Consider the following 26,189-nt stretch of genomic DNA (forward strand, 5'->3'; position numbering starts at 1 on the left):
CAGACTCACGCCGATGCGCTTCGTCCGCTCCCTGCTGCTGCTGATCTACTTCATCCTGTATACGGTGCCGTACGCCACCGCGTGCTTCATCGCGTTCCCGTTCATGCGCCCCGATGCGCGCTACTGGATGGCGGCCGGCTGGTGCAAGTCGACGCTGTGGGTCGTGCGCTGGCTGAACGGCATCCGCTACCGGATCGAAGGGATGGACAACCTGCCCGACGGCCCGGCCGTGCTGCTGTCGAAGCACCAGTCCGCGTGGGAGACGCTCGCGTTTCCGGCGCTGATGCCGAAGCCGCTCTGCTACGTGTTCAAGCGCGAGCTGCTTTACGTGCCGTTCTTCGGCTGGGCGCTCGGGATGCTGCACATGGTCAACATCAACCGCAAGGAAGGCAAGAACGCGTTCGTCTCGGTGATCCGCCAGGGCAAGAAGCGCCTGTCGGAAGGCGCATGGATGATCATGTTCCCCGAGGGCACGCGCACGCCGGTCGGCAAGCAGGGCAAGTACAAGACGGGCGGCGCGCGCTTCGCGATCGAAACCGGCACGCCCGTCGTGCCGATCGCGCACAATGCAGGACGGGTGTGGCCGCGCAACTCGTTCATGAAATTCCCGGGCGTCGTTACCGTGTCGATCGGCAAGCCGATTCCCGTCGACGGGCTGACGCCCGATGCATTGAACTCGCAGGTCGAAGCATGGATCGAAGCGGAAATGCGCCGTATCGATCCCGATGCGTATCGTCAGGCGGGCAATGCCGGCACGCGCGATGCCGCGCGAGTCTGAATCCCGCGGATTGCAGCCGTTGCGTACGTCAAAAAGAAGCGAACTGATGAAACAGCGTCCGCGGCCACGGCCAGCCGTCGTGGCTCTCGATCATCGCCAGATGGATCTGCCGCTCTTCGACGGGCCGGCCGCCGCACCGTCGGCGCCCGCCACGCCGCCGGCGCCGCCTGAGGCTGTGCCGACCGCATCGCTCGATCCGGGCCCGGTACCCGACCGCTCGCGCGTACGCACGTTCGCACTCGACAGCCGCGTGCTCGAATACCGCCTGAAGCGCTCGGCGCGCCGCACGATCGGCTTCACGATCGACGGCAGCGGGTTGTCGATCACCGCGCCGCGCTGGGTCACGCTCGCCGATATCGAAGCCGCGATCTCCGAGAAACAACGCTGGATCTTCGCGAAGCTCGCGGAGTGGAAGACGCGCACCGAGCAGCGCGCGCTGCCGCAGATCGACTGGCGCGACGGCGCGCAGCTTCCGTATCTCGGCAAGACGGTGACGATCGCGCTCGGCGCGGGCGCCGTCGGGTTCGACGCCGACGCGCTGCGGCTCTCGTTGCCGCTGCCCGTGCAGGCCGACATGCAGCAGATCAAGGATCGCGTGCAGGGCTGGCTGCAGGGCGAGGCGAAGCGGATCTTCGGCGAACGCCTCGCGATCTATGCGGAAAAGCTCGGCGTCACGTATTCGATGTACGCGCTGTCGTCGGCCGCGACGCGCTGGGGCAGCTGCTCGAGCGACGGCAAGATCCGCCTGAACTGGCGGCTGATCCATTTCCCGATGTCGATCGTCGACTACGTGGTCGCGCACGAACTGTCGCACCTGCGCGAGATGAACCACAGCCCGGCCTTCTGGCAGACCGTCGAATCGATCTTCCCCGAGTTCCGCGAAGCGCGGCACACGCTCAAGCACCACCCGCCCGAGCTGCTGCCGTCGCTGTAACGCGCAACGTCTTGTTTGCAAACGCAAACGGGCGATGCGGGTCACCCCGCACCGCCCGTTCGCCCCGCCGCCGCGCGCATCGCGCGCCGCGGCCCGTTCATCCGGCGCTCAGTGCGCCTTCTTCTGGATGAACTCGATCTTGTAGCCGTCCGGATCCTCGACGAAGGCGATCACGGTCGTGCCGTGCTTCATCGGCCCCGCTTCGCGCGTGACCTTGCCGCCTTGCGCCTTGATCTTCTCGCACGCCGCGTAGGCATCCTCCACCGCCACCGCCAGGTGGCCGAAGCCGTTGCCGAGATCGTAGGACGGCGTGTCCCAGTTGTGGGTCAGCTCGATCACGGTGCCCGAGCTTTCGTCTTCGTAGCCGACGAACGCGAGCGTGAACTTGCCTTCCGGATAATCCTCGCGACGTAGCAGCTTCATGCCGAGCAATTCGGTGTAGAACTTGATCGAGCGGTCGAGATCGCCGACTCGCAGCATCGTATGCAGCAAACGCATGTTGTGTACTCCTGTGGGGACTTTCCAGAACCGGAAACTCTACCAGACGGCAGCCGGACATGCGAAGAAAGGCACGAGCGCAATAAAAAAGCTGCCCCGCGGGGCAGCCTCGTCGCGACATTCGTTGGCCCGGCCCGCGCCATGCGCGTTATCCGGCCTTGCGCACCGCCGCGAGCGCCTGAGCGACGCCGACGTATTCGGCCACGCTCACGTCCTCCGCACGGCGCGCCAGATCGAAGCCGAGCGCATCGAAATCGATCGTCTCGCGATAGTCGCCGAGCGTATTGCGCAGCATCTTGCGGCGCTGCGAGAACGCGGCGGTGACGATTTCGCCGAGCAGCACCGGATCGACGTCCGGCAGTTCATGCGGCTCGTACGGAATCATCCGGACGATCGCCGAATCGACCTTCGGCGGCGGCTGGAACGATTCCGGCGGCACGTCGAGCATCTTTTCCATCACGTAGCGGTATTGCAGCATCACCGACAGCCGCGAAAACGCCTTCGTACCCGGCTCCGCGACCATCCGCTCGACGACTTCGTTCTGCAGCATGAAATGCTGGTCGATGACCACGTCGGCGAACGTCATCAGGTGAAACAGCAGCGGGCTGGAAATGTTGTACGGCAGGTTGCCGACGATCCGCAGCGACGGCTTGTCGCCGGGCGCCGCGAGCGAACCGAAGTCGAACGCGAGCGCGTCGCCCGCGTGCAGTTCGAGCAGCGCGCCGAAGCGCTGTTGCAGGCGCCCGATCAGGTCGCGGTCGAGCTCGACCGCGTGCAGCGGCGACTCGGGTGTCGCGAGACGCTCGATCAGCGGCCCGGTCAGCGCGCCGAGCCCGGGGCCGATCTCGACCATGCGTTGGCCGCGCGCGGGACCGATCGTCGACACGATCGAAGCGATCACGCCGTGATCGACGAGGAAGTTCTGCCCGAAGCGCTTGCGCGCGAAGTGGCCTTGGTGCTGTCTGCTGTTCGACATCGACTCAGTAAAACGAAAAATACGACGAATGGGGTGAGGTCGGGCCGCGTCAGGCGGCGCGGCGATGGCGCGCCATCGTGACGGCCGTATCGAGCGCGGCGACCATGCTGCCCGGATCCGCGCGGCCCGTGCCGGCCAGATCGAGCGCGGTGCCGTGATCGACCGACGTGCGGATGATCGGCAGCCCGAGCGTCACGTTGATGCCCTCGCCGAACGTCGCATACTTCAGCACGGGCAACCCCTGGTCATGGAACATCGCGAGCACGCAATCGGCATCGGCCAGATGGCGCGGCTGGAACAGCGTGTCGGCCGGATACGGGCCGCGCGCGTCGATACCCTGCGCGTTCGCGCGGGCCAGCGCCGGCGAGATCACGTCGATCTCTTCGCGGCCGAGATAACCGTTCTCGCCCGCGTGCGGGTTCAGGCCCGTCACGAGGATGCGCGGCGCGGCGAGACCGAAGTCGCGCCGCAGGTCGCGATCGATGATCGCGAGCGTCTCGACGAGCCCGTCGATCGTCAGCGCGGCCGACACGTCCTTCAGCGGCAGGTGCGTGGTCGCGAGCGCGACGCGCAGCGGCCTGGCGCCGGTGCCCGCCAGCATCATCACGACACGCGGCGTATGCGTGCGCTCGGCCAGGTATTCGGTATGGCCGGTGAACGGCACGCCCGCATCGTTGATCGTGCTCTTCTGCAGCGGCGCGGTCACGATCGCGTCGTACCGGCCTGCCAGCGCGCCGTCGATCGCCGCGTCGAGCAGGCCGAGCACGTACCGGCCGTTCGCCGCGTCCAGCTTGCCCGCCTGCACGGGCGCGGCGAGCGCGTGATGCGCGACCGACACCTGCCCGCCGGCGAGCGTTGCCGGGTTCGCGCCGACCGCCGCCGCGCGTGCGTCGAGCAGCGCCGCATCGCCGAGCACGGTGAAATGCGCGTCGGGCCAGCGCTGCGCGGCATCTCGCAGCGCCTGCACGGTCAGCTCGGGGCCGACGCCCGCGGGTTCGCCGGTCGTGATCGCGATCTGCAGCGCGGGCGTGGTCATCGGAGGCTCGTTCAGTTCGCCGGGCCGGCGCCGCCGATCTTGTACTGCACGTACGACGAGTCGCGCAGCTCGCGCAGCCAGTCGGCATACGCCTGCTCGGCCTTGCGCTGGCCGATCGCCTGACGCGCGATGTCCATCTGCTGCTGCACCGAGCCTTCCGCCTCGCGGCGGCTCAGCACCTGGATCAGGTGGTAGCCGTACTCGGTACGAATCGGCTGGCTGATCTGGCCGTCCTGCAGGTTGTTCATCGCACGCTCGAATTCCGGCACGGTCTCGCCCGGGCTGATCCAGCCGAGATCGCCGCCCTGCGACGCCGAACCGTCCTGCGAGTAGGTGCGCGCGAACTTCGCGAAATCGCCGCCGGCCTCGACCTGGTTGCGGATGTCGGCCAGTTGCTGGCGCGCCTGGCCTTCCGACTTGCCTTCGCCCACGCGCAGCAGGATGTGGCGCACGTGCGTCTGGACGATCTTCGGTGCCGCAGCGGTTGCGCCCTGGCTCTGGCGGCGGTCGACGAGACGCACGATCTCGAAGCCGTCCGGCACGCGGATCAGCGTCGGGTTGACCTGGCCCGGGCGCAGCTTCGACGCGGCATCGACGACTTCGGCCGGCAGCGCGCTCGGCGCCTTGAAGCCGAGGTCGCCGCCCTTCTTCGCGTCGTTCGCTTCGGAGTTGTTCTTCGCGAGCCGCTCGAAATCGGCGCCCGACTTCGCTTGCTGCAGCAGCGCGTCGGCCTTCTTCTGCGCGGCTTCGATGTCGGCCTGCGGCGCGTTGGTCGGCGCCTTGATGAAGATGTGCTGGAAGCGCAGGTCCTGCTGCTGTGCCGCGTTCGGCCCGCGCTGGCTCGCGATGTAGTTCGCGACCTCGGCGTCCGACACGGTGATCTTGCCGTCGACCTCACGCTCGCGCAGCTTCGACAGCATCAGCTCGGTACGCGCATCGCTCGTGAAGATGCTCCAGGGCACGCCTTGCGACTCCAGACGCGCGCGGTACTGTTCGAGCGTCATCCCGTTCGCTTGCGCGAGACGCTGCAGCGTCGACTGCACGGTCGCGTCGTCGATGCGGATCCCGTCGTCCTTGGCCTTCTGCACCTGGATCCGCTCGAGCACCATCTGGTTCAGCACCTGCGCGCGCAACTGGTCGGCCGGCGGCACCGGCGCGTTCTGCTGCTGCAGCCGGCGCGCGATCAGGCCGACGCGCTGGTCGAGTTCGCGGCCCGTGATCACGTCGTTGTTGACGACCGCGACGACTTCGTCGGCGAGCTGCGCACCGCGCGAACCGAGCGCCTGCGCCGCGGCCGGCGCGGCGGCGAGCAGCGCGGCGGACGCGGCGAGGCTGGACACGACTGCCGCGAAACGAAGGGTTTTCTTCATTGCCACTGATACTCCATTGAAATCGTGCTGACCGGTGCAGACAAGCCGGCGTTACTCGTAGTTGCTGAAGCGGGACATCGGCGGCGGCGGCGGCGGCAGCGGCGTGTAGCCCGGCACCCCGGCGCGGAATGCGGACACGAGGCCGTTGTCGATGGTCGACAAGCCCTTGAGCGTCAGTTGCATCATGAAGCGCGTCGACGAGTTCTGCTGTCCCGACGAATTTATGCCGTTCGCGGCCCGCTGCACGCCGACCCCGAGCGCCCAGCAATCCGCGTCGTATTGTAAGCCGAGCAGACCGTCGACCACGCGATCGCCGGCGAGATCGTAGTTGAAGCGGCCGATCGCATACAGGCGGCGCGTGAGCGGCCACTGCGCGGACACCAGGAACTGGTTGATCGGCTGGTTGTCGAGCGTCGTGTTCGAGCGCGTATAGCGGTAGCCGACGTTGATCACGCGGCGCTCGCCCGGGCTGTAGCCGAAGCCGATGCTCGACTTCACGAGCTGGTTGTTGTTCTGGTTGTACTGGAACGCCGTCTCCGACATGAAGCCCGAGCCGAGCTTCAGCGCGGCGCCGACGATCAGGTCCGAGTGGCGCGCCTGCACCGCGGTCTGCCCGGAATTCAGCGTGACGCGCTGATCGGCGAAGTAGTACTGCTGCGCGATCACGAAGCGCGCACGCTCGTCGCCGGTGCGCGGATCGATGAAACGCGACGTGAGGCCGGCCGTGATCCGGTTCGCATCGGCGATCCGGTCGTTGCCGACGAACGTGTTCGGCTGGTAGATCTCCGCGAGGCCGAAGTCCGATTCCGCAGTGTCGAACAACGGCGCGTTCGACTGGTCGCGATACGGCGTGTACACGTAGTACAGGCGCGGCTCGAGGGTCTGGATGAAGTCCTGCCCGAACAGGCGCACCGAGCGGTCGAAGATCAGGCCCGAGTCGAAGCTCACGGTCGGGATCGACTCGGTGAAGCGCTTCGGATTGTTCGGCGTACCCGACGACAGGTGGCTCAGGTCGTACGACGCGAAGTGGTACTGGACCTTCGGCACGACGAAGTAGCCGGGGCCGTACACGCCGTATGCGATGTACGGGTTGAAGACGATCCGGTCGCCTTCGGTCGCATCGGCCGTCGTGATGCGGAACCGCGAATAGTCGGCTTCCGCGCCGAAGTCGAAGCCGCCGACGTTGTACTTCGTATACTTCACGTTCAACTGCGGCTCGCGGCTGTACGGCGCGATCGACGGCGGCAGCGTCTGCCAGTGCTGGTAACGCGCAAGCACCGACCACGGGCCGTTGTTGTACGTGAGACCGGCTTCCTGCTGGTACAGCGTCTGCGTCCCGTTGATGAACTGGTTCGTCGAACCGAGATCTTCGGGATAGGTGTTGTCGGAGACCTTGTTGTAGTAGACGTAGCCGCCGAAGCCGCCGCCGAAGTTCTGCTGGTGCTGCCAGTAGATCGCGTAGCGGTTGCGGTGTGCGAGCCGGTCATCCGGCAGGTAATTGGCCGTAAGCGTGCCCGAATACGACGGCGACAGGTAGCGGAACGTCGCTTCGGCCATCACGCCGCGCCGCGAGATGATGCGCGGCGTAAGCGTCAGGTCGCGGTTCGGCGCGATGTTGAAGTAGTACGGCAGCGACAGCTCGAAGCCGTTGTTCGAGTTCATCGAGAACGTCGGCGGCAACAGGCCGCTGCGCCGCTCGCCCGACAGCGGGAACGTCAGCCACGGGCTCGCGAAGATCGGCACGCCCTGGAAGAACAGCACGCCGTTGCGCGCGGTGCCTTCGTCGGCGCCCGTATCGAAGTCGAAGCGGCTGCCCTTGATGTACCACGCGGGGTTCGTCGAGCACTGGCACGCCGTGTACGTGCCGTTGACGAACACCGAGCGCTCGTTGTCGACCATGTCGACGCGCTCCGCGCTGCCCGACCCGCCCGTCACGTTGAAGTGGTACTTCGGCGCCGTCATGAAGCCCTGGTTCGCCTCGATCTTCAGATGCGCCTCGGGCCCCGCGAACGACGTGCCGCCATTGACCACCTTGACCTGGCCGTACGCATCGGCCATGTCGGTATCCTGATCGTAATGGATCGCGTCGGCCTTCACGACGGCGTCACCGCGCCGCAGTTCGGCCGAGCCCTTCGCGGCCAGATCCTGCTCGGCCGTGCCGCTCGTGTGGTCGGCGATCACGAAGGCGGCCGGCTTCGCGCCGTCCTTCAGCGGATGATCCTCGAGCTGGGGTGCGAGACGCAGATCCCACGGCGAGTCGAGCGGCTGCGGCTGCGCAGCCGCGCCCGACAGCTGCGCGTACGACACGGCCGGCACGAGGCCCGGCACGGCCAGGAGCGCGAGCGCGAGCCGCCGTTTGCGCGGCGCCCCGTCACCGGGGAAAACATTCGGGAATAGCGGTTTGGGCGGCATCTATCGTTTGGCGAATCGCCCCTTGTCAACCGCGCCTTCGCGCACATTCGCGCACGGCGGGCCGCACCGTCGAACCGCGACTGCGGCTGAGCGCAAACCGGGGAGGCGATCGTGCGGACGGCGCGACAGGCAGTGGGCCTGTACGGCGGAAGCTGACGCGGGGCGCGTCAAAAAAGTCGTGGGGTATTATATGGCAAGACGTTCCCCCCTCCCGCGAGTTTCATGACGCCCCCATCCGCCGCATCCCAGCCCGACGCCCGCCTCGACGCGCTCACCGCGTGGCTGCACCCGCTCGCCGGGCGCTACGCCCTTGACCTGTCGACCCTCGCGCCTGCGTCGTCGGACGCCAGTTTCCGCCGTTATTTCCGTGTCTCGTCGGCCACGAGCGCCGGCGGCACGCTGATCGCCGTCGACGCGCCGCCGCCCGAGAAGTGCCGCGAGTTCGTCCAGGTCGCGCAATTGCTCGCCGCGGCCGGCGATCACGTTCCGGACATCCTGGCCCACGATTTCGACGCGGGCTTCATGCTCGTGACGGACCTCGGCCGCACCTCGTACATCTCGGTGCTCGATCCAGCCGACCCGGCCGCCGCGCGGCCGCTGATGCGCGATGCGCTCGACGCGCTGATCCGCTTCCAGCTCACGTCGAAGCCCGACGTGCTGCCGCCGTTCGACGAAGCGTTCCTGCGCCGCGAAATGGAGCTGCTGCCCGAATGGTTCGTCGGCCGCCACCTCGGCAAGCCCGTCACCGACGCGATGCGCGGCACGCTCGAGCGCACCTTCGCGCTGCTGGTCGCCAGCGCGCAAGCGCAGCCGCAGGGTTTCATGCTGCGCGACTTCATGCCGCGCAACCTGATGGTCTGCGAGCCGAATCCGGGCGTGCTCGACTTCCAGGACGCCGTCCACGGGCCGCTGACGTACGACGTCGTGTCGTTGCTGCGCGACGCGTTCATCAGCTGGGACGAGGAGTTCGAGCTCGACTGCTTCGCGTATTACTGGGAAAAGGCGAAAAAGGCCGGCCTGCCGGTCGATCCGGATTTCGGCGAGTTCTACCGCCAGCTCGAATGGATGGGGCTGCAGCGCCATATCAAGATCCTCGGCCTGTTCGCGCGCATCAATTACCGCGACGGCAAGCCGCACTACCTGAACGACCTGCCGCGCTTCCTCGCGTATGCGCGCAAGGTCGCGCTGCGCTACCGCCCGCTCGTGCCGTTCGCGAAGCTGCTCGACGAACTCGAGGGCAACGCGCCGGCCGACGTGGGTTACACGTTCTGACCGTCCCGACTGCCCTGATACCCAGCCGAACATGAGCGACACCCTGACCACGGCGATGATCTTCGCCGCCGGGCGCGGCGAACGGATGCGCCCGCTGACCGACACCCGCCCGAAGCCGCTGCTCGAAGCGGGCGGCAAGCCGCTGATCGTCTGGCAGATCGAAGCGCTCGCACGCGCGGGCATCGAGACGATCGTGATCAACCATGCGTGGCTCGGCGAACGGATCGAGGCCGCGCTCGGCGACGGTTCGCGCTGGGGCGTGCGGCTCGCGTATTCGGCCGAAGGCGAAGCGCTGGAGACCGCCGGCGGCATCGCTCAGGCGCTGCCGCTGCTGGAACACGACGGGCGGTCGACGGTGTTCGTCGCGGTGGCCGGCGACGTGTTCGCCGAGTTCGATTACGGGAAGCTCGCCGCCCCCGCCGCGCGCATGTCGGCGCTCGACGCGCCCGCGATGCATCTCGTGATGGTGCCGAATCCGCCTTTCCATCCGTCCGGAGACTTCGTGCTCGGTGGCGACGGGCGCCTGTCGCTCGACGGCGGCGAGCGTGTCACGTTCGGCAGCATCGGCCTGTACGACACGCGGATGTTCCGCGATCTCGCGCCCGGCACGCGACGCGCACTGACGCCGTACTTCCGCGCGACGATCGAAGCCGGCCGTGCGAGCGGCGAACTTTACGAAGGCATCTGGGAGAACGTCGGCACGCCCGCGCAGCTCGGCGAGCTCGACGCGCGGCTGCGCGCCGCGGGCTGACCGGACGACGGACGGCACGGCGCCGCGTCGTGCCGCTGCGCCGCCCGCGCGCCCTTGCGGCGGACCGCCGCCTTCCCGCTGCGCGCCACCACGCGCAGCATCGCCGCTCACGCGGCCTCGGCCTCTTCCCCGCCCGCCGCCGCGCGCTGCTGCTGCAGCGCCCACATCTGCGCATACAGCCCGTCCGCGCGCACGAGTTCGTCGTGCGTGCCGCGCTCGACGATCCGCCCGTGATCCATCACGAGGATCTGCTGCGCGTGCACGACCGTCGACAGCCGGTGCGCGATCACGAGCGTCGTGCGATGCCGCGCGATCTGGTCGAGCTCGTGCTGGATCGCGCGTTCCGAACGCGAATCGAGCGCCGACGTCGCTTCGTCGAACAGCAGGATCGGCGGATCCTTCAGCAGCGTGCGCGCGATCGCGACGCGCTGCTTCTCGCCGCCCGACAGCTTCAGCCCGCGCTCGCCGACCGGCGTGTCATAGCCCTTCGGCAAGCTTTCGATGAAATCGTGGATGTGCGCGGCGCGCGCGGCCGCGACCACCTCGTCGCGGGTCGCGGTCGGCCGGCCGTATGCGATGTTGTAGTAGATCGAGTCGTTGAACAGCACGGTGTCCTGCGGCACGATCCCGATCGATGCGCGCAGCGAATCCTGCGTGACGTCGCGAATGTCCTGGCCGTCGATCCGGATCGCGCCGCCCGCCTGCCGGTCGAGATCGTAGAAGCGGAACAGCAGGCGCGACAGCGTCGACTTGCCCGAGCCGCTGTGACCGACCACCGCGGTCGTCGTGCCCGCGTCGATCGTGAACGTCACGTCGTGCAGGATCGATCGCGACGGCTCGTACGCGAAGTTCACGTGCTCGAAGCGCACCTGTGCGCCGGCCACCGCGAGCGGCCGTGCGTCGGGCAGGTCCGCGACTTCCTTCGCGGCCGACAGCAGCCCGAACATCCGGTCCATGTCGGTGAGGCTCTGCTTGAGCTCGCGATAAACGACGCCGAGAAAGTTCAGCGGAATATAGAGCTGCAGCATGAATGTGTTGATCAGCACCAGATCGCCGAGCGTCAGCTTGCCCGCGAGCACGCCCTGCGTCGCGCGCCACAGGATGAACACGAGCCCCGTGCCGATGATCGCCTGCTGGCCGAAGTTCAGTACCGACAGCGAGTTCTGCGAGCGGATCGCGGCCTTGCGGTAGCGCTTCAGGTTCTCGTCGTAGCGCTGCGCTTCCCACTCCTCGTTGCCGAAGTACTTCACCGTCTCGTAGTTGATCAGCGAATCGATCGCCCGCGCGTTCGCGCGCGAATCGAGTTCGTTCATCGTGCGGCGGAAGTGCGTGCGCCAGTTGGTGACCTTCACCGTGAACACGATGTACGTGACCAGCGCCGCGAACGTCACGTACGCGTAATAGGCCTCGTACTTGACCACGAAGAAGCCGAGCACGAGCCCGACCTCGACGAGCGTCGGCAGGATGCTGTACAGCGAATACGAAATCAGTTGCTGGATGCCGCGCGTGCCGCGCTCGATGTCGCGCGACATGCCGCCCGTCTGGCGCTCCAGGTGAAACCGCAGCGACAGCCCGTGCAGGTGCCGGAACACCTGCAGCGCGAGCTGGCGCACCGCGCTCTCGGTGACCTTCGAGAACAGGATCTCGCGCAGCTCGGTAAACAGCGACGTCGACAGCCGCACGAACGCATACGCAACGACCAGCAGGCCGACGCCGCCCGCGAGCACGATGCCGGCCGACTGCTCGGCGCGGCCGAGCGCGGTGAGCTGCTGCACGTAGGACAGGTGGTCGACGATGCGCTTCATCACGACCGGCACGCCGAGGTTCGCGACCTTCGCACCGATCAGGCAGGCGAGCGCGAGCGCGACGCGCCATTTGTAGGTGGTCAGGTACGGCAGCAGCGACCGGATGGTCTGCCAGTCGTTGCGGGGCCCGGTCGAAGCCGGCGCGGGCTCGCCGGAAGCAGGAAATCGGCGCATGAGGGGAAGGATCGGCGGCGGTGCCGGACGCGTGCATCTGCGGCCGGCTCGCCCGCTTTCTCGTACAATTTGCGAACGTTGTATTGTCGCAGAAGCCGCTTCGCGCCGCTGCCGGCGGCCTTGCCGGCCAGCCTGCGCGCGGCGGCGAATTTATTACAGGATGAAAGCCCCCGCCATGACCGATTCGACCCTCGAACTTCCGCAAAAGCAGCCCGCGCTGCGCGTCGTCCCGCAACCGCACGACGCGAACGTCCACGGCGACGTGTTCGGCGGCTGGATCATGTCGCAGGTCGACATTGCCGGTTCGATCCCCGCGAGCCAGCGCGCAAATGGCCGCGTCGCGACGGTCGCGGTCAACTCGTTCGTGTTCAAGCAGCCGGTGTTCGTCGGCGATCTTCTGAGCTTCTACGCGACCATCATGCGCACCGGCAACACGTCGATCACGGTCGACGTCGAGGTGTACGCACAGCGCATGCGTCTGATGGGCGAAATCGTGAAGGTTACCGAAGCGACGCTCACGTACGTCGCGACCGGCCCCGACCGCAAGCCGCGGCAACTGCCGCCGCTCTGACGCTCCGACGGACAAGCGCCGCGCTGCGGCGCGGCACGCGGCCCGTCAGTGCGTGGCCGTCAGCCCGAACTCCCGCATCGCGGGCAGGAAATCATGATTCAGCTTCGGCTTGCGCGACAGCTTCACCAGCACGTAGCGCTGGAACGGCGCGAGCCGCTGCCATTGCGCGAGCGCGGGCGCGGACAACCCGGCCAGCGCGCTCTGCTGCACGAGCGACTCCGGCACCGTGTCGGTGGCGCGCCAGGTCGGCTGCTCATCCGGCTGGAACCACGACGGTTCCAGATCGGCGTGCGTGCGCAGCATCTCGAACAGCGCATGATCGAAGTTGGGCTCGATCGCGGTGTCGTCGTCGGCCGGAAAGCGCGCGAGCAGCTTGCGGTCCTCGAGCGGCAGCAACTGCCATTGCTCGAGCGAAATCCGCAAACCGAAGCGGTCGAGGTTGAAACGCACGATCATCGGGATGTACGTGAAATTTTCCGACGAATCGTGTTCGAAGTTGAATAGCAACGGAGCGTCGCTGAGTCCCATGGTCGTTACCTGACGTGACGGTTGCCGGCGCGGCCGGCCTGCCTGGGGTATTTTAGAACCTCTGCGCGCGGGCGGCGGACACGATTGCTGGTCCGCCGGCCGTGCCTCGAATCAACGGGAGTGCTCGTGAATCCGACCGAATCCGACGAACCACGCGATGAACTGAGCGACGAACCGCGCGGCGCGATCGAACTGTCCGTGCGCCGCACGCGCGGCGGCGCCGTCGAAACCGCGCACGACTATGTGGGCCAGGAATGGCCCGTCGCACTCGTCTTCAACGGTATCTCGCACGCGGTGATGATGTGCACGCCGTGCGACCTCGAAGCGTTCGCGGTCGGCTTCGCAATCTCGGAAGGGATCGTCGCGCGCGGCAGCGACATCAAGGACATCGAGGTGATCCTGCACGCCGACGCGCCGTTGCCGCACGCGGAAGTCCATCTGGAAGTCGTCCAGCAGGCGTTCGCCGCGCTGAAGGACCGGCGCCGCGCGCTCGCGGGGCGCACCGGCTGCGGCGTATGCGGAATCGAAAGCATCGACCTGCTCGACCTCGCGCCCGAACGCGTGCCCGACACGGGCTTTCTCGCGCGCCTCGCGCCCGACGCGCTGGCGCGCGCGGCGCATGCGCTGCCGGCCCACCAGGCGCTCACGCAGCTCACGGGCGGCCTGCATGCGGCCGCATGGTGCGACGCAACAGGCGCGATCCGGATCGCGTTCGAGGACGTCGGCCGCCACAATGCGCTGGACAAGCTGATCGGCTCGCTCGTGCTGTCGCGCGCCGACGCGACCGACGGCTTCGTGTTCCTGTCGAGCCGCGCGAGCTACGAGCTCGTACGCAAGGCCGCACGGGTCGGCATCCCGATGGTCGCAACCATCTCCGCGCCGTCGTCGCTCGCGATCGAGATCGCAAAGGCGGCCGGTTTGCGGCTCGTCAGCTTCTGCCGCGAAACCGGCCACGTGGATTACGGCACCGCGTGAGCGCTCGCGGCGGGCGCGTTGCCCGCCGGTTCGGGAACCGCGCCCGGCAGTTCGTCCGCGGCGGCCGGCGGGAGCGCCTCGCATGCCGCGTCGCTCGTCCGGTTTCCGAGGTAGTCCGTCCAGAGCTTGCGGTCGGTGTCATAGAGCTTGCAGCGGCGCGCCGTGTCGAAATACCAGCGCCAGCTGAAGCGCTGCACGACGATCCGCCCGGGCAGCATGTCCTCCAGTTTCGCCTGCGCGGGCTTGAGCCGGTACAGCGGCACGCTCATGTCGACGTGATGCGCCGTGTGCTCCATGATGTGGTGCAGCAGGCCGCCGATACCGAACGGGAACGTCAGGTGCAGCGTGGTCGACACGAACGGCGCGGCATTCGACCACTCCGCGCGGTTCGCGTGCCACGCGATGCGCGGATCGGTGTGGTGGACATATACGACGAAGCCGATCATCGAGCACCAGAACAGGAACGGCACGAGCACGGCGGTTGCGAGCAGCAGCGCGATGGGCTGCCCTGTCGCGATCGCCACCCAGACGACGGCGGCGATCCACACGGCCGCGAAGCCCGTCACCAGCAGGCAGTCGCGCCGGAACACGGGCCGCGACGTACCGATATAGGTCCTGGTCGGGAAATACATCCGCAACCACCAGATCTCGACGAGATAGTAAAGCCCCGGCGCCCAGCCGCTTCGGTAGACGCGATCCAGCAAGCGGCGCGCCGGCGACAGCGCGGCGTATTCCGCCGGGGTATTGGGCGCCCACACGAAGTCGAAGCCCTTCAGGTTCGTATAGCCGTGGTGCACGACGTTGTGTCCGACTTCCCACAGGCTGTATGGCGTCAGCGACGGCAGGAATGCGATGCGGCCGAGCCAGCGGTTCAGCCGGCGATCGGGCGTCAGGCTCTGGTGACACGCGTCGTGCCCGATGATGAAGAGCCGCCCGGTGATGAAGCCGGCGGCCATCCCGCAGACGATCTTGCCGATGATCGACGGAATCAGCAGCGCGCCGGCGAACGCCGCGAACAGCAGCAGGTAGTCGAGCACGAGCAGCGCGATCGGGCGCACGATCTCGCGCGTGGCGAACGGCACGAGCCACGCGCGGATGACCTTGCGATGCGGGATCGGCTCGTCGGCACGAACGGGTGTCTGGGAATCGTTGTTGATCATGATGCGCAAAGGCGCGCGAACCGCACGCCCGAAAGGAAAAAAGCCGTGCGGCGGGCACGGCGCGGAAGGGCGGGCCAAACCACGGCCCGGGCCGGTCAACGCGACATCATGTTCATGCTGACGTTGTGCATCACCCACAGCGTCCCGAAGATCAGGATCAGCGCGGTGAGCACCGTGTAGCTGAACGCCATCACGTTCCAGCGCTGGCTGGACGACGTGTTCATGTGCAGGAAGCACACGAGGTGCACGAGAATCTGCACGAACGCGAGCACCGCGAGCGCGATGAGCGCCGCCCTCGGCGCCAGCACGCCGCCCGTCACGAGGCCGAACGACGCGGCCGTCAACAGCACCGACAGCACGAAACCGACGATGTAGCCGCCGGCCGTGCCGTGCGCTTCATCGTGGTGGATGAGTTCCGAATGAGCCATTTAGATCACGCCCGCGAGATAGACGAAGGAGAACACGCAGATCCAGACGATGTCGAGGAAGTGCCAGAAGAGGCTCAGGCAGGTGAGGCGCCGGAAGTCGCGTTCCGTCATGCCGGGGCCACGAGCGACCTGCACCACGAGCACGACCATCCACAACAGGCCCACCGCCACGTGCAACCCGTGCGTGCCGACCAGCGCGAAGAACGCCGACAGGAACGCGCTGCGCTGCGGGCCCGCGCCTTGCGCGATCAGGTGCGAGAACTCGCGCAGTTCCATCGCGAGAAACGCAGCGCCGAGCACGAACGTCACCGCAAGCCAGACGAACACGGTGCCGCGTCGGCGGCGCTGCGCGCCGAGCATCGCGAAGCCGTACGTGATGCTGGACAGCAGCAGCGCGGCGGTCTCGAGTGCGACGCCCGGGATATCGAACAGGTCCTTCGCGGTCGGCCCGCCCGCAAACTGGTGGCCGAGCACCGCGAACGTCGCAAACAGCGACGCGAAGATCACGCAGTCGGTCATCAGGTACAGCCAGAAGCCGAACACGGAATGCGACGGCGGATGGTGGTGCGCCGCCGGTTGATGGCCGGCGCCCGCGAGAGATTGATACGACATCAGTTCGCCTCCAGTTCGGCTTGCGGCGCCGGCGTGCCGATCCGCACGCCCGCGCGTTGTTCCTCGATCGTGCGGACGGTATCCGCCGGAATGTAATAGCCGTCGTTGTCCCGTGCGCTGTACAGCACCACCGTCGCGACGATGCCGACGAGCGCGGCGATCGCGAGCCACCAGATGTGCCAGACGAGTGCGAAGCCGAGCATCAGGCTGAAGAGGCCGACGAAGAAACCCGCACCCGTGTTCGACGGCATGTGGATGTCCTGGTACCTGACGTTCTTGCCGAGGCCGAGCCCGAGGCCCTTCGCCTTGCGATACGCGAGCTCGTCGAGTTCATGAACGGTCGGGATCACCGCGAAGTTGTAGACGGCGGGCGGCGAACTCGTCGCCCATTCGAGCGTACGGCCATTCCACGGATCGCCCGTCGCATCGCGATACTGCGGCTGGTTGCGATTGCGCCAGCCGACCCACACCGATGCGATCTGACACAGCACGCCGAGCGCGATCAGCGCGACGCCGAGCGCGGCGGCGACCAGCCACGGATGCCAGGCCGGGTTGTCGTAGTGGTTGAGCCGCCGCGTCATGCCCATGAAGCCGAGCACGTACAGCGGCACGAACGACGCGTAGAAGCCGAGGAACCAGCACCAGAACGCGCGCTTGCCGAACTTCTCGTCGAGCCGGAAACCGAACACCTTCGGGAACCAGTAATGCACGCCCGCGAAGTAGCCGAACACGACGCCGCCGATGATCGCGTTGTGGAAGTGCGCGATCAGGAACAGGCTGTTGTGCAGCACGAAGTCCGCGCCGGGAATCGCCATCATCACGCCGGTCATGCCGCCGAGCGTGAACGTGACCATGAAACCGATCGTCCACAGCACGGGCGCCGTGAATTCGATGCGTCCGCGGTACATCGTAAACAGCCAGTTGAAGATCTTCACACCGGTCGGAATCGCGATGACCATCGTCATGATGCCGAAAAACGCGTTCACGTTCGCACCCGAGCCCATCGTGAAGAAGTGGTGCAGCCACACGAGGAACGCGAGCACCATGATCACGCACGATGCATAGACCATCGTCCTGTAGCCGAACAACGGCTTCTTCGCGAACGTGGCGATGACTTCCGAATAGATGCCGAACGCGGGCAGCACGAGGATGTACACCTCCGGATGCCCCCATGCCCAGATCAGGTTCAGGTACAGCATCGCGTTGCCGCCGGCATCGTTCGTGAAGAAGTGCATGTCGAGGTAGCGGTCGAGGCCCAGCAGCGCGAGCGCGACCGTCAGGATCGGGAACGTGGCCATGATCAGCACGTTCGAGCACAGAGCAGTCCACGTGAACACCGGCATCTTCATCAGCGTCATGCCCGGCGCGCGCATCTTGATGATCGTCACGAAAAAGTTGATCGCCGTGATCAGCGTGCCGACGCCCGAGATCTGCAGCGCCCACAGGTAGTAGTCGACGCCGACGCCCGGGCTGAACTGCAGCTCCGACAGCGGCGGATACGCGAGCCAGCCCGTCTGCGCGAATTCGCCGATCACGAGCGAGATGTTCATCAGGATCGCGGCCATCGCCGTCATCCAGAAGCTCAGCGAGTTCAGGAACGGGAACGCGACGTCGCGCGCGCCGATCTGCAGAGGCACGATCAGGTTGAAGAACGCGACCAGCAGCGCCATCGCCATGAAGAAGATCATGATCACGCCGTGCGCGGTGAAGACCTGGTCGTAATGATGCGGCGGCAGGTAGCCGGGGCCGTTGTACGCGAGCGCGAGCTGCACGCGCATCATCACGGCGTCCGCGAAGCCGCGCAGCAGCATCAGCACCGCGACGATCAGGTACATCACGCCGATCTTCTTGTGATCGACGGACGTCAGCCATTCGCTCCACAGCCATTTCCATCGGCCGGTGACCGTCAGCGCGGCGACGATGCCCAGCACGACGAGCCCCATGAAGGCGCTCGCCCCCATGATGATGGGCTGATCGAACGGGATCGCCGATAGTGTGAGTTTGCCGAACATGCGTTACCCCTTCGTCGTGCAGGCGGCGTCCTTCGGGTCGAGGACGTGGCCGTTGTTGTACTTCGCGATGATGTTGTGAAAGAGCTTCGGATCCACCGACGAGAAGTAGCGCACGGGCGCCTTCTCGCTCGGCTGAGCAACCGCGCCGTATGCGGTCATGTCGAGCCGGTCGGACGACGCCTTCACCTTGCGCACCCACGCGTCGAACTGCTCGCGCGGCTCGGCGAGCGTGCGGAACTTCATGTCGGAGAAGCCGCGGCCGCTGTAGTTGGCGGACACGCCCGCGTAGCTGCCCGCCTCGTCGGCGATCAGGTGCAGGCGCGTCTGCATGCCGGCCATCGCATAGACCTGGCTGCCGAGCTGCGGGATGAAGAACGAATTCATCACCGAGTCCGACGTGATGCGGAAATTCACCGGCGTGCCCACCGGAATCGCGAGCTGGTTCACCGACGCGATGCCAAGCTCCGGATAGATGAACAGCCACTTCCAGTCGAGCGCGACGACCTCGACGTCGATCGGCTTGACCGACGAATCGAGCGGCTTGTACGGGTCGAGCTCGTGCGTCGTCCGCCACGTGAGGATGCCGAGGAACAGGATGATCAGCGTCGGCACCGTCCAGATCACGACTTCGATCGCGGTCGAGTGCGACCAGTTCGGCGCGTAGGTTGCGTTGCGATTCGACGCGCGGTAGCGCCACGCGAAGTAAAGCGTCAGCAGGATCACCGGCACGACGACGATCAGCATCGCCCACGTCGCCGTCGCAATCAGCGATTTCTCGGCGACGCCCACCGCGCCCTTCGGATCGAGCACGTGAAGGTCGCTGCATCCGGCGAGTGCCGCCAGCAGCCCGATGACGGGCGCCGCACGCGCTCCGCCGGTGATTCGTCCGATCATTGTTCGTTCGCCTGATTGTCGTTGAGTAGAGCCGGCCGTATGCCGCCATCGCGCGACGCATACGGCCGCGGCGACCTGTGCGCGAACTGTACGGAAAATTGCCGCAGTGCAACTTGACGGCGGACAAGCTTTGCCGAGGTGAGCCGGAACCGCCCCGAGCGGGGCGAGTCGGGACACCGGCACCCGCGCACGATTGCCGGCGATGGCCTATGGCACAACCGAGAGGGGGCCGCCGCTCAAGCACCGCGGATAGCGGGCGGCAATGGCGAAACGGGAATCACGACGGCGCCGCACCGCGACACGAGAGACGCCGGCCGCGGCATCACGCCACGCCATCGTCGACACCGACGCGCGTTGCGAGCGCAGCGCAACCGCAGAACGGCGCAGGGGAACGCGGAACGCCGCGCGAACGCGCAGCGGCGCAGGTTCGAGCCGACGCGTCGATTGACGCATCGACGGTGAAGACCGAACGAAAGCCGCGCGGTCGGCGGCTCGCGGAGGCTGGCGTTGCCGCCTCGGACGGCGAAGGAATCCGAGGCGGCAAAGCACGTGTGCCCGGTGTCAGTCGAACTGACGGAAATCCGGCTTGCGCTTCTCGAAGAACGCGGTCATCGCCTCGCGCGCTTCGGGTGCGCGCAGCATCGCGGAGAAATGGCCCGCCTCTTCGGCCATCCGCGCGGCGGTCGCCACGCCGCCCGTATCCTTCAGCAGTGCCTTCGTCACGCGCAGCGACGACGCCGGCAGCGCCGCGAGCTTCGCCGCCTGCTTCGCCGCGAACGCGTCGAGTTCGGCGGCCGGCAGCACGCGATTGACGATGCCGATCCGGTGCGCCTCCAGCGCATCGAACGCCTCGCCGAGCAGCAGCTTCTCGGCGGCGACCTGATGGCCGGCCAGGCGCGGCAGCAGCACGCTCGATGCGGCTTCCGGGCACAGCCCGAGCTGCGCGAACGGCAGCGAGAACGTCGCGGTATCGGCCGCGTACACGAGGTCGCAGTGCAGCAGCATCGTCACGCCGACGCCGACCGCGATGCCCGGCACCGCGGCCACGATCGGCTTCGGTGCACCGCTGATCCGCGCGAGAAACTGGAACACCGGCGCGTTCTCGTCCTTCGGCGGCGCCTTCAGGAAATCCTCGAGATCGTTCCCCGAGCTGAAATTGCCGTCGCCGCCGCGCAGCAGGATCACGCGTACCGCCTTGTCTTCCTGTGCTTCGGCGAGTGCGTCGGCCATCGTCTGGTACATCGCCGCCGTCAGCGCGTTCTTCTTCGCCGGGCGCGCGATCGTGATCGTCATCACGCCGTCGGCGCGTTCCACTTGAATTTCGGCCACAACCGTCTCCTTTGACTTTCCTCTATCGGAATGAAAAAACGGTGCGCGAGCTCGTGGCCCGCGCACCGTCGTCGCTTTTCGTCGCGTCCCGCTTACAGGCGTTCGATGATGCCCGCGGCACCCATGCCGGTGCCGACGCACATCGTGACCATCCCGTACTTCAGGTTGCGACGGCGCAGGCCGTGCACGACGGTCGCCGCGCGGATCGCGCCGGTCGCGCCGAGCGGGTGGCCGAGTGCGATCGCGCCGCCCAGCGGGTTGACCTTCGACGGGTCGAGGCCGAGATCGCGGATCACCGCCAGCGATTGCGCGGCGAACGCCTCGTTCAGCTCGATCCAGTCGAGATCGTCCTGCTTCAGGCCCGCGGCCTTCAGCGCGGCCGGAATCGCTTCCTTCGGACCGATGCCCATGATTTCCGGCGGCACGCCGCGCACCGCGAAGCTCACGAAGCGCGCGAGCGGCGTCAGGTTGAACTCCTTGAGCACCTTCTCCGACACGACGAGCAGCGCGCCTGCGCCGTCCGACGTCTGCGAGCTGTTGCCGGCCGTGACCGAACCCTTGTTCGCGAACACCGTGCGCAGCTTCGCGAGGCCTTCGAGCGACGTGTCCGCGCGCGGGCCTTCGTCGAGTGCGATCTCGCGCGTCTTCACGTCGACTTCGCCGGTCGCGAGGTTCGGGAAACGCTCGGTGAGCGTGTACGCGGCGATCTCGTCGTTGAACTCGCCGGCCTGCTGCGCGGCGAGCGCCTTGCGGTGCGACTCGACCGAGAACGCGTCCTGGTCTTCGCGGCTCACCTTCCATTGATCGGCGACACGCTCGGCCGTCAGGCCCATCCCGTACGCGATGCCGAAGTCTTCGTTGCGATCGAAGATGTGCGGCGACATCGACGGCTTGTTGCCCATCATCGGCACCATGCTCATCGATTCGCAACCGCCCGCGAGCAGCGCGTCCGACTCGCCGACACGGATGCGGTCGGCCGCCATCGCGAGTGCCGTGATGCCCGACGCGCAGAAGCGGTTGACCGTCACGCCGCCGACCGTCTGCGGCAGGCCCGCGAGCAGCGCGCCCATGCGCGCGACGTTCAGGCCCTGCTCGGCTTCCGGAATCGCGCAGCCGATGATCGCGTCCTCGATCAGCTTCGTATCGAAGCCGGGCACCTGCGCGACCGCCGACCTGATCGCGTGGACCAGCAGCTCGTCCGGGCGCGTGTTCTTGAATACACCGCGCGGGGCCTTGCCGATCGGCGTGCGGCTGGCGGCGACGATGTATGCGTCTTGCAATTGTTTGCTCATTTCAGACTCCTTGTCCGCTCTGTCCGCTCGCTCAGTTACGCACCGGCTTGCCGGTCTGCAACATGCCCATGATCCGTTCCTGCGTCTTCTGCGTGCCGAGCAGCTCGACGAACGCGCGGCGCTCGAGCGCGAGCAGCCACTGCTCGTCGACGAGGCTGCCGGCTTCGACGTCGCCGCCGCACACCGCTTCGGCGATGCGGCTCGCGATCAGGTAGTCGTGCTCGCTGATGAAGCGGCCGTCACGCATGTTGACGAGCGACGCCTTGATCGTCGCGATCGCCGAGCGGCCCGCGACCGGCACGTCCTTCGCCCGCAGCGGTGCGCGGTAGCCGCTTGCGGCCAGCGCGCGCGCTTCCTTCTTCGCGGTGTCGAGCAGTTCGAACACGTTGAAGATGATCGTGTCGGACGGCTTCAGGTAGCCCATCGCACGCGCATCGTGCGCCGATGCCGACACCTTCGCCATCGCCGCGTTTTCGAACGACTTCGTGACGAACTTCAGGATGTCGGTGGTCGCGTTCGCGGCCGTGGCGGCATCCGCCGCGCGCAGCGCGGCTTCCTTCAGGCCGCCGCCCGCCGGCACCAGGCCGACGCCCACTTCGACGAGACCGATGTAGCTCTCGACGTGCACGACGCGCTTCGCGCTGTGCAGCATCAGCTCGCACCCGCCGCCGAGCGCGATGCCCGACACGGCTGCAACGACCGGCACGTTCGCGTACTTCACGCGCAGCATGCCTTCCTGGAACTTCTTCACGAACGGCTCGATGCCCTTCGCGCCGCCCATCATGAACGCGGGCATCGCCTCTTCGAGGTTCGCGCCGGCCGAGAACGGGCCGCCCGGCGTGCCGAGCTTCAGCGACGTCGGCTGCCAGATCACCACGCCCTTGTAGTCCTTCTCCGCGAGTTCGATTGCCTGCACGAGGCCGTCGATCACGCTCGGTCCGATCGTGTTCATCTTCGACTTGAACGACACGATCACGACGTCGTCCTCGCCCGCACGGTCATCGACCCATGCGCGCACCGCGTCGGTTTCGAACAGCGTCTTGCCGTACGTCTTCGGATCGGCACCGGCTTCACCGAGCAGCGGCGCGCGGAACACCTGCTTGCCGTAGACCGCGAGGTCCGAACGCGGCACGAAGCGCTGCGCCGCCGGCGCCCACGAGCCTTCGGCCGTGTGCACGCCGCCCTGCTCGGCGACCGGGCCTTCGAGCACCCACGTCGGCAGCGGCACGTTCGCGAGCACCTTGCCGGCCGCGATATCTTCCTGCACCCATCCGGCGACCTGCTTCCAGCCGGCGGCCTGCCAGCCTTCGAACGGACCTTCGTTCCAGCCGAAGCCCCAGCGGATCGCGAGGTCGACGTCGCGCGCGTTGTCGGCAATCGACTCGAGATGCACGCCGATGTAGTGGAACACGTCGCGGAAGATCGACCACAGGAACTGCGCATGCGGATGGTCCGTCTCGCGCAGCAGCTTCAGGCGCTCGGCCGGCGGACGCTTCAGGATCCGACCGACGGTTTCGTCGGCCTTCGCGCCCGAATCGACGTAGGCGCCCGTCTTCGCGTCGAGCACCTTGATCGCCTTGCCTTCCTTCTTGTAGAAACCGGCGCCCGTCTTCTGGCCGAGCGCGCCCTGCTTCACCAGTTCGGCGAGCACGGCAGGCGTCTGGTAGACCGGGAAGAACGGATCGTCGGCGAGGTTGTCCTGCATCGTCTTGATCACGTGCGCCATCGTGTCGAGGCCGACCACGTCCGCGGTGCGGAACGTTGCCGACTTCGCGCGGCCGAGGCGGCTGCCGGTCAGGTCGTCGACTTCGTCGAAGCGCAGGCCGAACTTCGCGGCCTCGGTGATCACCGCGAGGATCGAGAAGATGCCGACGCGGTTCGCGATGAAGTTCGGCGTGTCCTTCGCGCGCACGACGCCCTTGCCGACGATGCTCGTCAGGAACGTCTCGAGCTGGTCGAGGATCTCCGGGCGCGTATGCGCGGTCGGGATCAGCTCGACGAGGTGCATGTAGCGCGGCGGGTTGAAGAAGTGCACGCCGCAGAAGCGCGCCTTCAGCTCGTCCGAGAAACCTTCGGACAGTTTCGTGATCGACAGGCCCGACGTGTTGGTCGCGAAGATCGCGTTCGGCGCGAGGTGCGGCGCGACCTTCTTGTACAGGTCGTGCTTCCAGTCCATCCGCTCGGCGATCGCCTCGATCACGACGTCGCATTCGGCCAGCTTCGCGATGTCGTCTTCGTAGTTCGCCGCTTCGAGGTACTTCGCGTCGTCCTTCACGCCGAACGGCGCGGGCGACAGCTTCTTCAGGTTCTCGATCGCCTTCAGCGCGATCGCGTTTTTCGGGCCTTCCTTGGCCGGCAGGTCGAACAGCAGCACCGGCACGCGCGCGTTGATGAGGTGCGCGGCGATCTGCGCGCCCATCACGCCGGCGCCCAGCACGGCGACCTTGCGAATCAGGAAATTGCTCACGGGATGTCTCCGGATAGTGTCGTGCAGCGCGGGATGTGAGGGCTGCACGGAGAAGTGAGTACCAGGAACCGTTGCGTTCGGGCGGCACGCAGCGCACCGCCCGGACTCGCGTCAGAACAGCGATTCGTCGACTTCCATCAGCGTCTTCGAGCCGGCGCGCGCGGCGCGGATCGTCGATGCCGTTTCGGGCAGCAAGCGCGCGAAGTAGAAGCGGGCCGTCGCGAGCTTCGACTTGTAGAACGGATCGCCCGACGCTTCGTTGTCGAGTGCGAGACGCGCCATCCGCGCCCAGAAGTACGAGAACACCAGGTGGCCGACGGTGCGCAGGTACGGCACCGCGGCGGCGCCGACTTCGTCGGGGTTCTGCATTGCCTTCATGCCGATTTCCATCGTCAGCTTCTGCACCTTGTCGCCGATGTCGGCGAGCGGGTTGATGAACTCGGCCATTTCCGGCTTCACGCCTTCGGCTTCCGCGAATTCCGTGACGAGCTTGCCGAACTTCTTCAGCTTCGCGCCCATGTCGCCCAGCACCTTGCGCCCCAGCAGGTCGAGCGACTGGATCGAGTTCGTGCCTTCGTAGATCATGTTGATCCGTGCATCGCGCACGTATTGCTCCATGCCCCACTCGGAGATGAAGCCGTGGCCGCCGTAGATCTGCATCGCATGGTTCGTGCACTCGAACGCGTTGTCGGTCAGGAACGCCTTGATGATCGGCGTGAGCAGCGCGACGAGGTCGGCCGCCTCCTTGCGCACCGCTTCGTCGGCGTGCGACAGCTCCTTGTCGATCTGCAGCGCGGACCAGTACGTGAACGCGCGCGCGCCTTCCGCGTACGCCTTCTGCGTGAGCAGCATGCGGCGCACGTCCGGGTGCACGATGATCGGGTCGGCCGGCTTGTCCGGCGCCTTCGGGCCCGTCAGCGAGCGCATCTGCAGGCGCTCCTTCGCATAGGTGAGCGAATTCTGGTACGCGACTTCCGTGAGGCCGAGACCCTGCATGCCGACGCCGAGACGCGCGGCGTTCATCATCACGAACATCGCGTTCAGGCCCTTGTTCGGCTCGCCGACCATCCAGCCCTTCGCGCCGTCGAGGTTCATCACGCACGTCGAGTTGCCGTGGATACCCATCTTGTGCTCGATCGAGCCGCACTTGATGCCGTTGCGCTCGCCCGGCTCGCCCGCTGCGTCGGGGATGAACTTCGGCACGATGAACAGCGAGATTCCCTTCGTGCCTTGCGGCGCGTCCGGCAGGCGCGCGAGCACGAGGTGGACGATGTTCTTCGACATGTCGTGCTCGCCGCTCGAGATGAAGATCTTCGTGCCGCTGATCGAGTACGAGCCGTCGCCGTTCGGTTCGGCCTTGGTGCGCAGGATGCCGAGGTCGGTGCCGCAGTGCGGCTCGGTCAGGCACATCGTGCCGGTCCATTCGCCCGTCACGAGCTTCGGCAGGTAGGCCTTCTGCAGTTCCGGCGCGCCGTGCGCGTGCAGGCATTCGTACGCGCCGTGCGACAGGCCCGGATACATCGTCCATGCCTGGTTCGCCGAGTTCAGCATTTCGTAGAGCGCGTTGTTCACGAACGCGGGCAGGCCCTGGCCACCGTAGTCCGGATCGCAGCCGAGTGCCGGCCAGCCGGCCTCGACGTATTGCCGGTAGGCTTCCTTGAAGCCGGTCGGGGTCTTCACGACGCCGTCGCCTTCATACGTGCAGCCTTCGCGGTCGCCGACCTGGTTCAGCGGGAACAGTACCTCGGAGCAGAACTTGCCCGCCTCCTCGAGGACCTGGTTGATCGTGTCGGCGTCGAGGTCCGCATGCTTGGGCATTTGCTTGACTTCGGCTTCGACGTTCAGAAGCTCGTGCAACACGAATTGCATGTCGCGCAGCGGCGCGGCGTACTGTCCCATGACTCTCTCCAAAGGT

At 66.8% G+C, this 26,189-nt stretch carries 22 protein-coding genes; 6 read left to right on the forward strand and 16 right to left on the reverse strand.

Annotated features, from left to right (window positions below; all coding sequences use genetic code 11):
• Window positions 1-13 precede the first annotated feature (13 nt).
• Window positions 14-778 carry a lysophospholipid acyltransferase family protein gene (locus FPJ27_RS33005; RefSeq protein WP_072443470.1) on the forward strand — a complete coding sequence of 255 codons (765 nt, stop codon included), beginning with the start codon at window positions 14-16 and terminating at the stop codon, window positions 776-778.
• Between the two features lie 46 nt (window positions 779-824).
• Window positions 825-1,712, forward strand: a complete 888-nt coding sequence (locus FPJ27_RS33010; protein WP_204424455.1) for a SprT family zinc-dependent metalloprotease — start codon at window positions 825-827, stop codon at window positions 1,710-1,712.
• A gap of 108 nt (window positions 1,713-1,820) precedes the next feature.
• On the opposite strand, the gene gloA is transcribed toward FPJ27_RS33010, so the two are convergent.
• The 5 genes from gloA to FPJ27_RS33035 form a co-directional block, all read right to left on the reverse strand.
• Window positions 1,821-2,210, reverse strand: a complete 390-nt coding sequence (gene gloA, locus FPJ27_RS33015) for a lactoylglutathione lyase (protein ID WP_072443473.1) — start codon at window positions 2,208-2,210, stop codon at window positions 1,821-1,823.
• 148 nt (window positions 2,211-2,358) lie between these two features.
• Complete coding sequence (gene rsmA / locus FPJ27_RS33020) at window positions 2,359-3,186, reverse strand: 16S rRNA (adenine(1518)-N(6)/adenine(1519)-N(6))-dimethyltransferase RsmA (protein ID WP_204424457.1); 828 nt, start codon at window positions 3,184-3,186, stop codon at window positions 2,359-2,361.
• 49 nt (window positions 3,187-3,235) lie between these two features.
• Entirely contained in the window at window positions 3,236-4,222 is a 987-nt protein-coding gene (gene pdxA / locus FPJ27_RS33025; protein ID WP_204424459.1) for a 4-hydroxythreonine-4-phosphate dehydrogenase PdxA, read from the reverse strand.
• 11 nt (window positions 4,223-4,233) lie between these two features.
• Entirely contained in the window at window positions 4,234-5,592 is a 1,359-nt protein-coding gene (locus FPJ27_RS33030) for a peptidylprolyl isomerase (protein WP_072443476.1), read from the reverse strand.
• Window positions 5,593-5,643: 51 nt separating this feature from the next.
• A complete protein-coding gene (locus FPJ27_RS33035) occupies window positions 5,644-8,004 on the reverse strand; it encodes an LPS-assembly protein LptD (RefSeq protein ID WP_204424461.1) in 2,361 nt (786 codons plus the stop codon).
• Window positions 8,005-8,226: 222 nt separating this feature from the next.
• Here FPJ27_RS33035 and FPJ27_RS33040 point away from each other — a divergent pair, with 222 nt between their 5' ends.
• Together FPJ27_RS33040 and murU are read left to right on the forward strand one after the other, a co-directional pair.
• Window positions 8,227-9,276 carry a phosphotransferase gene (locus FPJ27_RS33040; RefSeq protein WP_072443478.1) on the forward strand — a complete coding sequence of 350 codons (1,050 nt, stop codon included), beginning with the start codon at window positions 8,227-8,229 and terminating at the stop codon, window positions 9,274-9,276.
• Window positions 9,277-9,307: 31 nt separating this feature from the next.
• Complete coding sequence (murU, locus tag FPJ27_RS33045; protein WP_204424464.1) at window positions 9,308-10,027, forward strand: N-acetylmuramate alpha-1-phosphate uridylyltransferase MurU; 720 nt, start codon at window positions 9,308-9,310, stop codon at window positions 10,025-10,027.
• Between the two features lie 107 nt (window positions 10,028-10,134).
• Here the strand turns inward: murU and FPJ27_RS33050 are convergent, their stop codons facing one another.
• Window positions 10,135-12,006, reverse strand: a complete 1,872-nt coding sequence (locus tag FPJ27_RS33050) for an ABC transporter ATP-binding protein/permease (RefSeq protein ID WP_204424465.1) — start codon at window positions 12,004-12,006, stop codon at window positions 10,135-10,137.
• Window positions 12,007-12,181: 175 nt separating this feature from the next.
• On the opposite strand from FPJ27_RS33050, the gene FPJ27_RS33055 reads away from it, so the two are divergent.
• Entirely contained in the window at window positions 12,182-12,577 is a 396-nt protein-coding gene (locus tag FPJ27_RS33055) for an acyl-CoA thioesterase (RefSeq protein WP_027789162.1), read from the forward strand.
• A 45-nt stretch (window positions 12,578-12,622) separates the two neighbouring features.
• On the opposite strand, the gene FPJ27_RS33060 is transcribed toward FPJ27_RS33055, so the two are convergent.
• Window positions 12,623-13,105, reverse strand: coding sequence for a nitrate reductase associated protein (locus FPJ27_RS33060; RefSeq protein ID WP_047898989.1), 483 nt, complete (start codon window positions 13,103-13,105; stop codon window positions 12,623-12,625).
• Between the two features lie 120 nt (window positions 13,106-13,225).
• Between FPJ27_RS33060 and fdhD the strand changes: the two genes are divergently transcribed.
• The gene (gene fdhD / locus FPJ27_RS33065; RefSeq protein ID WP_204424467.1) at window positions 13,226-14,080 is read left to right on the forward strand and encodes a formate dehydrogenase accessory sulfurtransferase FdhD; all 855 of its coding nucleotides are present in this window, start codon (window positions 13,226-13,228) and stop codon (window positions 14,078-14,080) included.
• Here fdhD and FPJ27_RS33070 read toward each other — a convergent pair.
• The 9 genes from FPJ27_RS33070 to FPJ27_RS33110 all read right to left on the reverse strand — a co-directional run bounded on the left by FPJ27_RS33070 (window position 14,065) and on the right by FPJ27_RS33110 (window position 26,173).
• Window positions 14,065-15,240: a fatty acid desaturase gene (locus tag FPJ27_RS33070; RefSeq protein ID WP_204424470.1), complete on the reverse strand. Its 1,176-nt coding sequence runs from the start codon at window positions 15,238-15,240 to the stop codon at window positions 14,065-14,067. The genes fdhD and FPJ27_RS33070 overlap by 16 nt on opposite strands.
• Before the next feature lie 95 nt (window positions 15,241-15,335).
• Complete coding sequence (gene cyoD / locus FPJ27_RS33075) at window positions 15,336-15,668, reverse strand: cytochrome o ubiquinol oxidase subunit IV (RefSeq protein ID WP_072443486.1); 333 nt, start codon at window positions 15,666-15,668, stop codon at window positions 15,336-15,338.
• Window positions 15,669-16,280, reverse strand: a complete 612-nt coding sequence (gene cyoC, locus FPJ27_RS33080) for a cytochrome o ubiquinol oxidase subunit III (protein WP_204424472.1) — start codon at window positions 16,278-16,280, stop codon at window positions 15,669-15,671.
• Complete coding sequence (gene cyoB / locus FPJ27_RS33085) at window positions 16,280-18,292, reverse strand: cytochrome o ubiquinol oxidase subunit I (protein WP_204424475.1); 2,013 nt, start codon at window positions 18,290-18,292, stop codon at window positions 16,280-16,282. The genes cyoC and cyoB overlap by 1 nt, the downstream gene beginning before the upstream one ends.
• Window positions 18,293-18,295: 3 nt before the next feature.
• A complete protein-coding gene (gene cyoA, locus FPJ27_RS33090) occupies window positions 18,296-19,186 on the reverse strand; it encodes a ubiquinol oxidase subunit II (protein ID WP_204424477.1) in 891 nt (296 codons plus the stop codon).
• A gap of 561 nt (window positions 19,187-19,747) precedes the next feature.
• Window positions 19,748-20,515, reverse strand: a complete 768-nt coding sequence (locus tag FPJ27_RS33095) for an enoyl-CoA hydratase (protein ID WP_034178996.1) — start codon at window positions 20,513-20,515, stop codon at window positions 19,748-19,750.
• A gap of 92 nt (window positions 20,516-20,607) precedes the next feature.
• Entirely contained in the window at window positions 20,608-21,807 is a 1,200-nt protein-coding gene (locus FPJ27_RS33100) for an acetyl-CoA C-acyltransferase (protein ID WP_034178997.1), read from the reverse strand.
• 31 nt (window positions 21,808-21,838) lie between these two features.
• The gene (locus FPJ27_RS33105; RefSeq protein ID WP_204424481.1) at window positions 21,839-24,274 is read right to left on the reverse strand and encodes a 3-hydroxyacyl-CoA dehydrogenase/enoyl-CoA hydratase family protein; all 2,436 of its coding nucleotides are present in this window, start codon (window positions 24,272-24,274) and stop codon (window positions 21,839-21,841) included.
• Window positions 24,275-24,385: 111 nt separating this feature from the next.
• Complete coding sequence (locus tag FPJ27_RS33110; RefSeq protein ID WP_204424483.1) at window positions 24,386-26,173, reverse strand: acyl-CoA dehydrogenase C-terminal domain-containing protein; 1,788 nt, start codon at window positions 26,171-26,173, stop codon at window positions 24,386-24,388.
• Window positions 26,174-26,189: the final 16 nt, after the last annotated feature.

It is taken from the genome of Burkholderia sp. MS455 (assembly GCF_016899445.1).
GTDB lineage: Bacteria > Pseudomonadota > Gammaproteobacteria > Burkholderiales > Burkholderiaceae > Burkholderia > Burkholderia pyrrocinia_C.

What these genes read in the sequence shown, in the direction of transcription:
- FPJ27_RS33005 (WP_072443470.1), top strand. Translation starts at nt 14, where the DNA reads ATGCGCTTCGTCCGCTCCCTGCTGCTGCTGATCTACTTCATCCTGTAT.
- FPJ27_RS33010 (WP_204424455.1), top strand. Translation starts at nt 825, where the DNA reads ATGAAACAGCGTCCGCGGCCACGGCCAGCCGTCGTGGCTCTCGATCAT.
- gloA (WP_072443473.1), bottom strand. Translation starts at nt 2,210, where the DNA reads ATGCGTTTGCTGCATACGATGCTGCGAGTCGGCGATCTCGACCGCTCG.
- rsmA (WP_204424457.1), bottom strand. Translation starts at nt 3,186, where the DNA reads ATGTCGAACAGCAGACAGCACCAAGGCCACTTCGCGCGCAAGCGCTTC.
- pdxA (WP_204424459.1), bottom strand. Translation starts at nt 4,222, where the DNA reads ATGACCACGCCCGCGCTGCAGATCGCGATCACGACCGGCGAACCCGCG.
- FPJ27_RS33030 (WP_072443476.1), bottom strand. Translation starts at nt 5,592, where the DNA reads ATGAAGAAAACCCTTCGTTTCGCGGCAGTCGTGTCCAGCCTCGCCGCG.
- FPJ27_RS33035 (WP_204424461.1), bottom strand. Translation starts at nt 8,004, where the DNA reads ATGCCGCCCAAACCGCTATTCCCGAATGTTTTCCCCGGTGACGGGGCG.
- FPJ27_RS33040 (WP_072443478.1), top strand. Translation starts at nt 8,227, where the DNA reads ATGACGCCCCCATCCGCCGCATCCCAGCCCGACGCCCGCCTCGACGCG.
- murU (WP_204424464.1), top strand. Translation starts at nt 9,308, where the DNA reads ATGAGCGACACCCTGACCACGGCGATGATCTTCGCCGCCGGGCGCGGC.
- FPJ27_RS33050 (WP_204424465.1), bottom strand. Translation starts at nt 12,006, where the DNA reads ATGCGCCGATTTCCTGCTTCCGGCGAGCCCGCGCCGGCTTCGACCGGG.
- FPJ27_RS33055 (WP_027789162.1), top strand. Translation starts at nt 12,182, where the DNA reads ATGACCGATTCGACCCTCGAACTTCCGCAAAAGCAGCCCGCGCTGCGC.
- FPJ27_RS33060 (WP_047898989.1), bottom strand. Translation starts at nt 13,105, where the DNA reads ATGGGACTCAGCGACGCTCCGTTGCTATTCAACTTCGAACACGATTCG.
- FPJ27_RS33070 (WP_204424470.1), bottom strand. Translation starts at nt 15,240, where the DNA reads ATGATCAACAACGATTCCCAGACACCCGTTCGTGCCGACGAGCCGATC.
- cyoD (WP_072443486.1), bottom strand. Translation starts at nt 15,668, where the DNA reads ATGGCTCATTCGGAACTCATCCACCACGATGAAGCGCACGGCACGGCC.
- cyoC (WP_204424472.1), bottom strand. Translation starts at nt 16,280, where the DNA reads ATGTCGTATCAATCTCTCGCGGGCGCCGGCCATCAACCGGCGGCGCAC.
- cyoB (WP_204424475.1), bottom strand. Translation starts at nt 18,292, where the DNA reads ATGTTCGGCAAACTCACACTATCGGCGATCCCGTTCGATCAGCCCATC.
- cyoA (WP_204424477.1), bottom strand. Translation starts at nt 19,186, where the DNA reads ATGATCGGACGAATCACCGGCGGAGCGCGTGCGGCGCCCGTCATCGGG.
- FPJ27_RS33100 (WP_034178997.1), bottom strand. Translation starts at nt 21,807, where the DNA reads ATGAGCAAACAATTGCAAGACGCATACATCGTCGCCGCCAGCCGCACG.
- FPJ27_RS33110 (WP_204424483.1), bottom strand. Translation starts at nt 26,173, where the DNA reads ATGGGACAGTACGCCGCGCCGCTGCGCGACATGCAATTCGTGTTGCAC.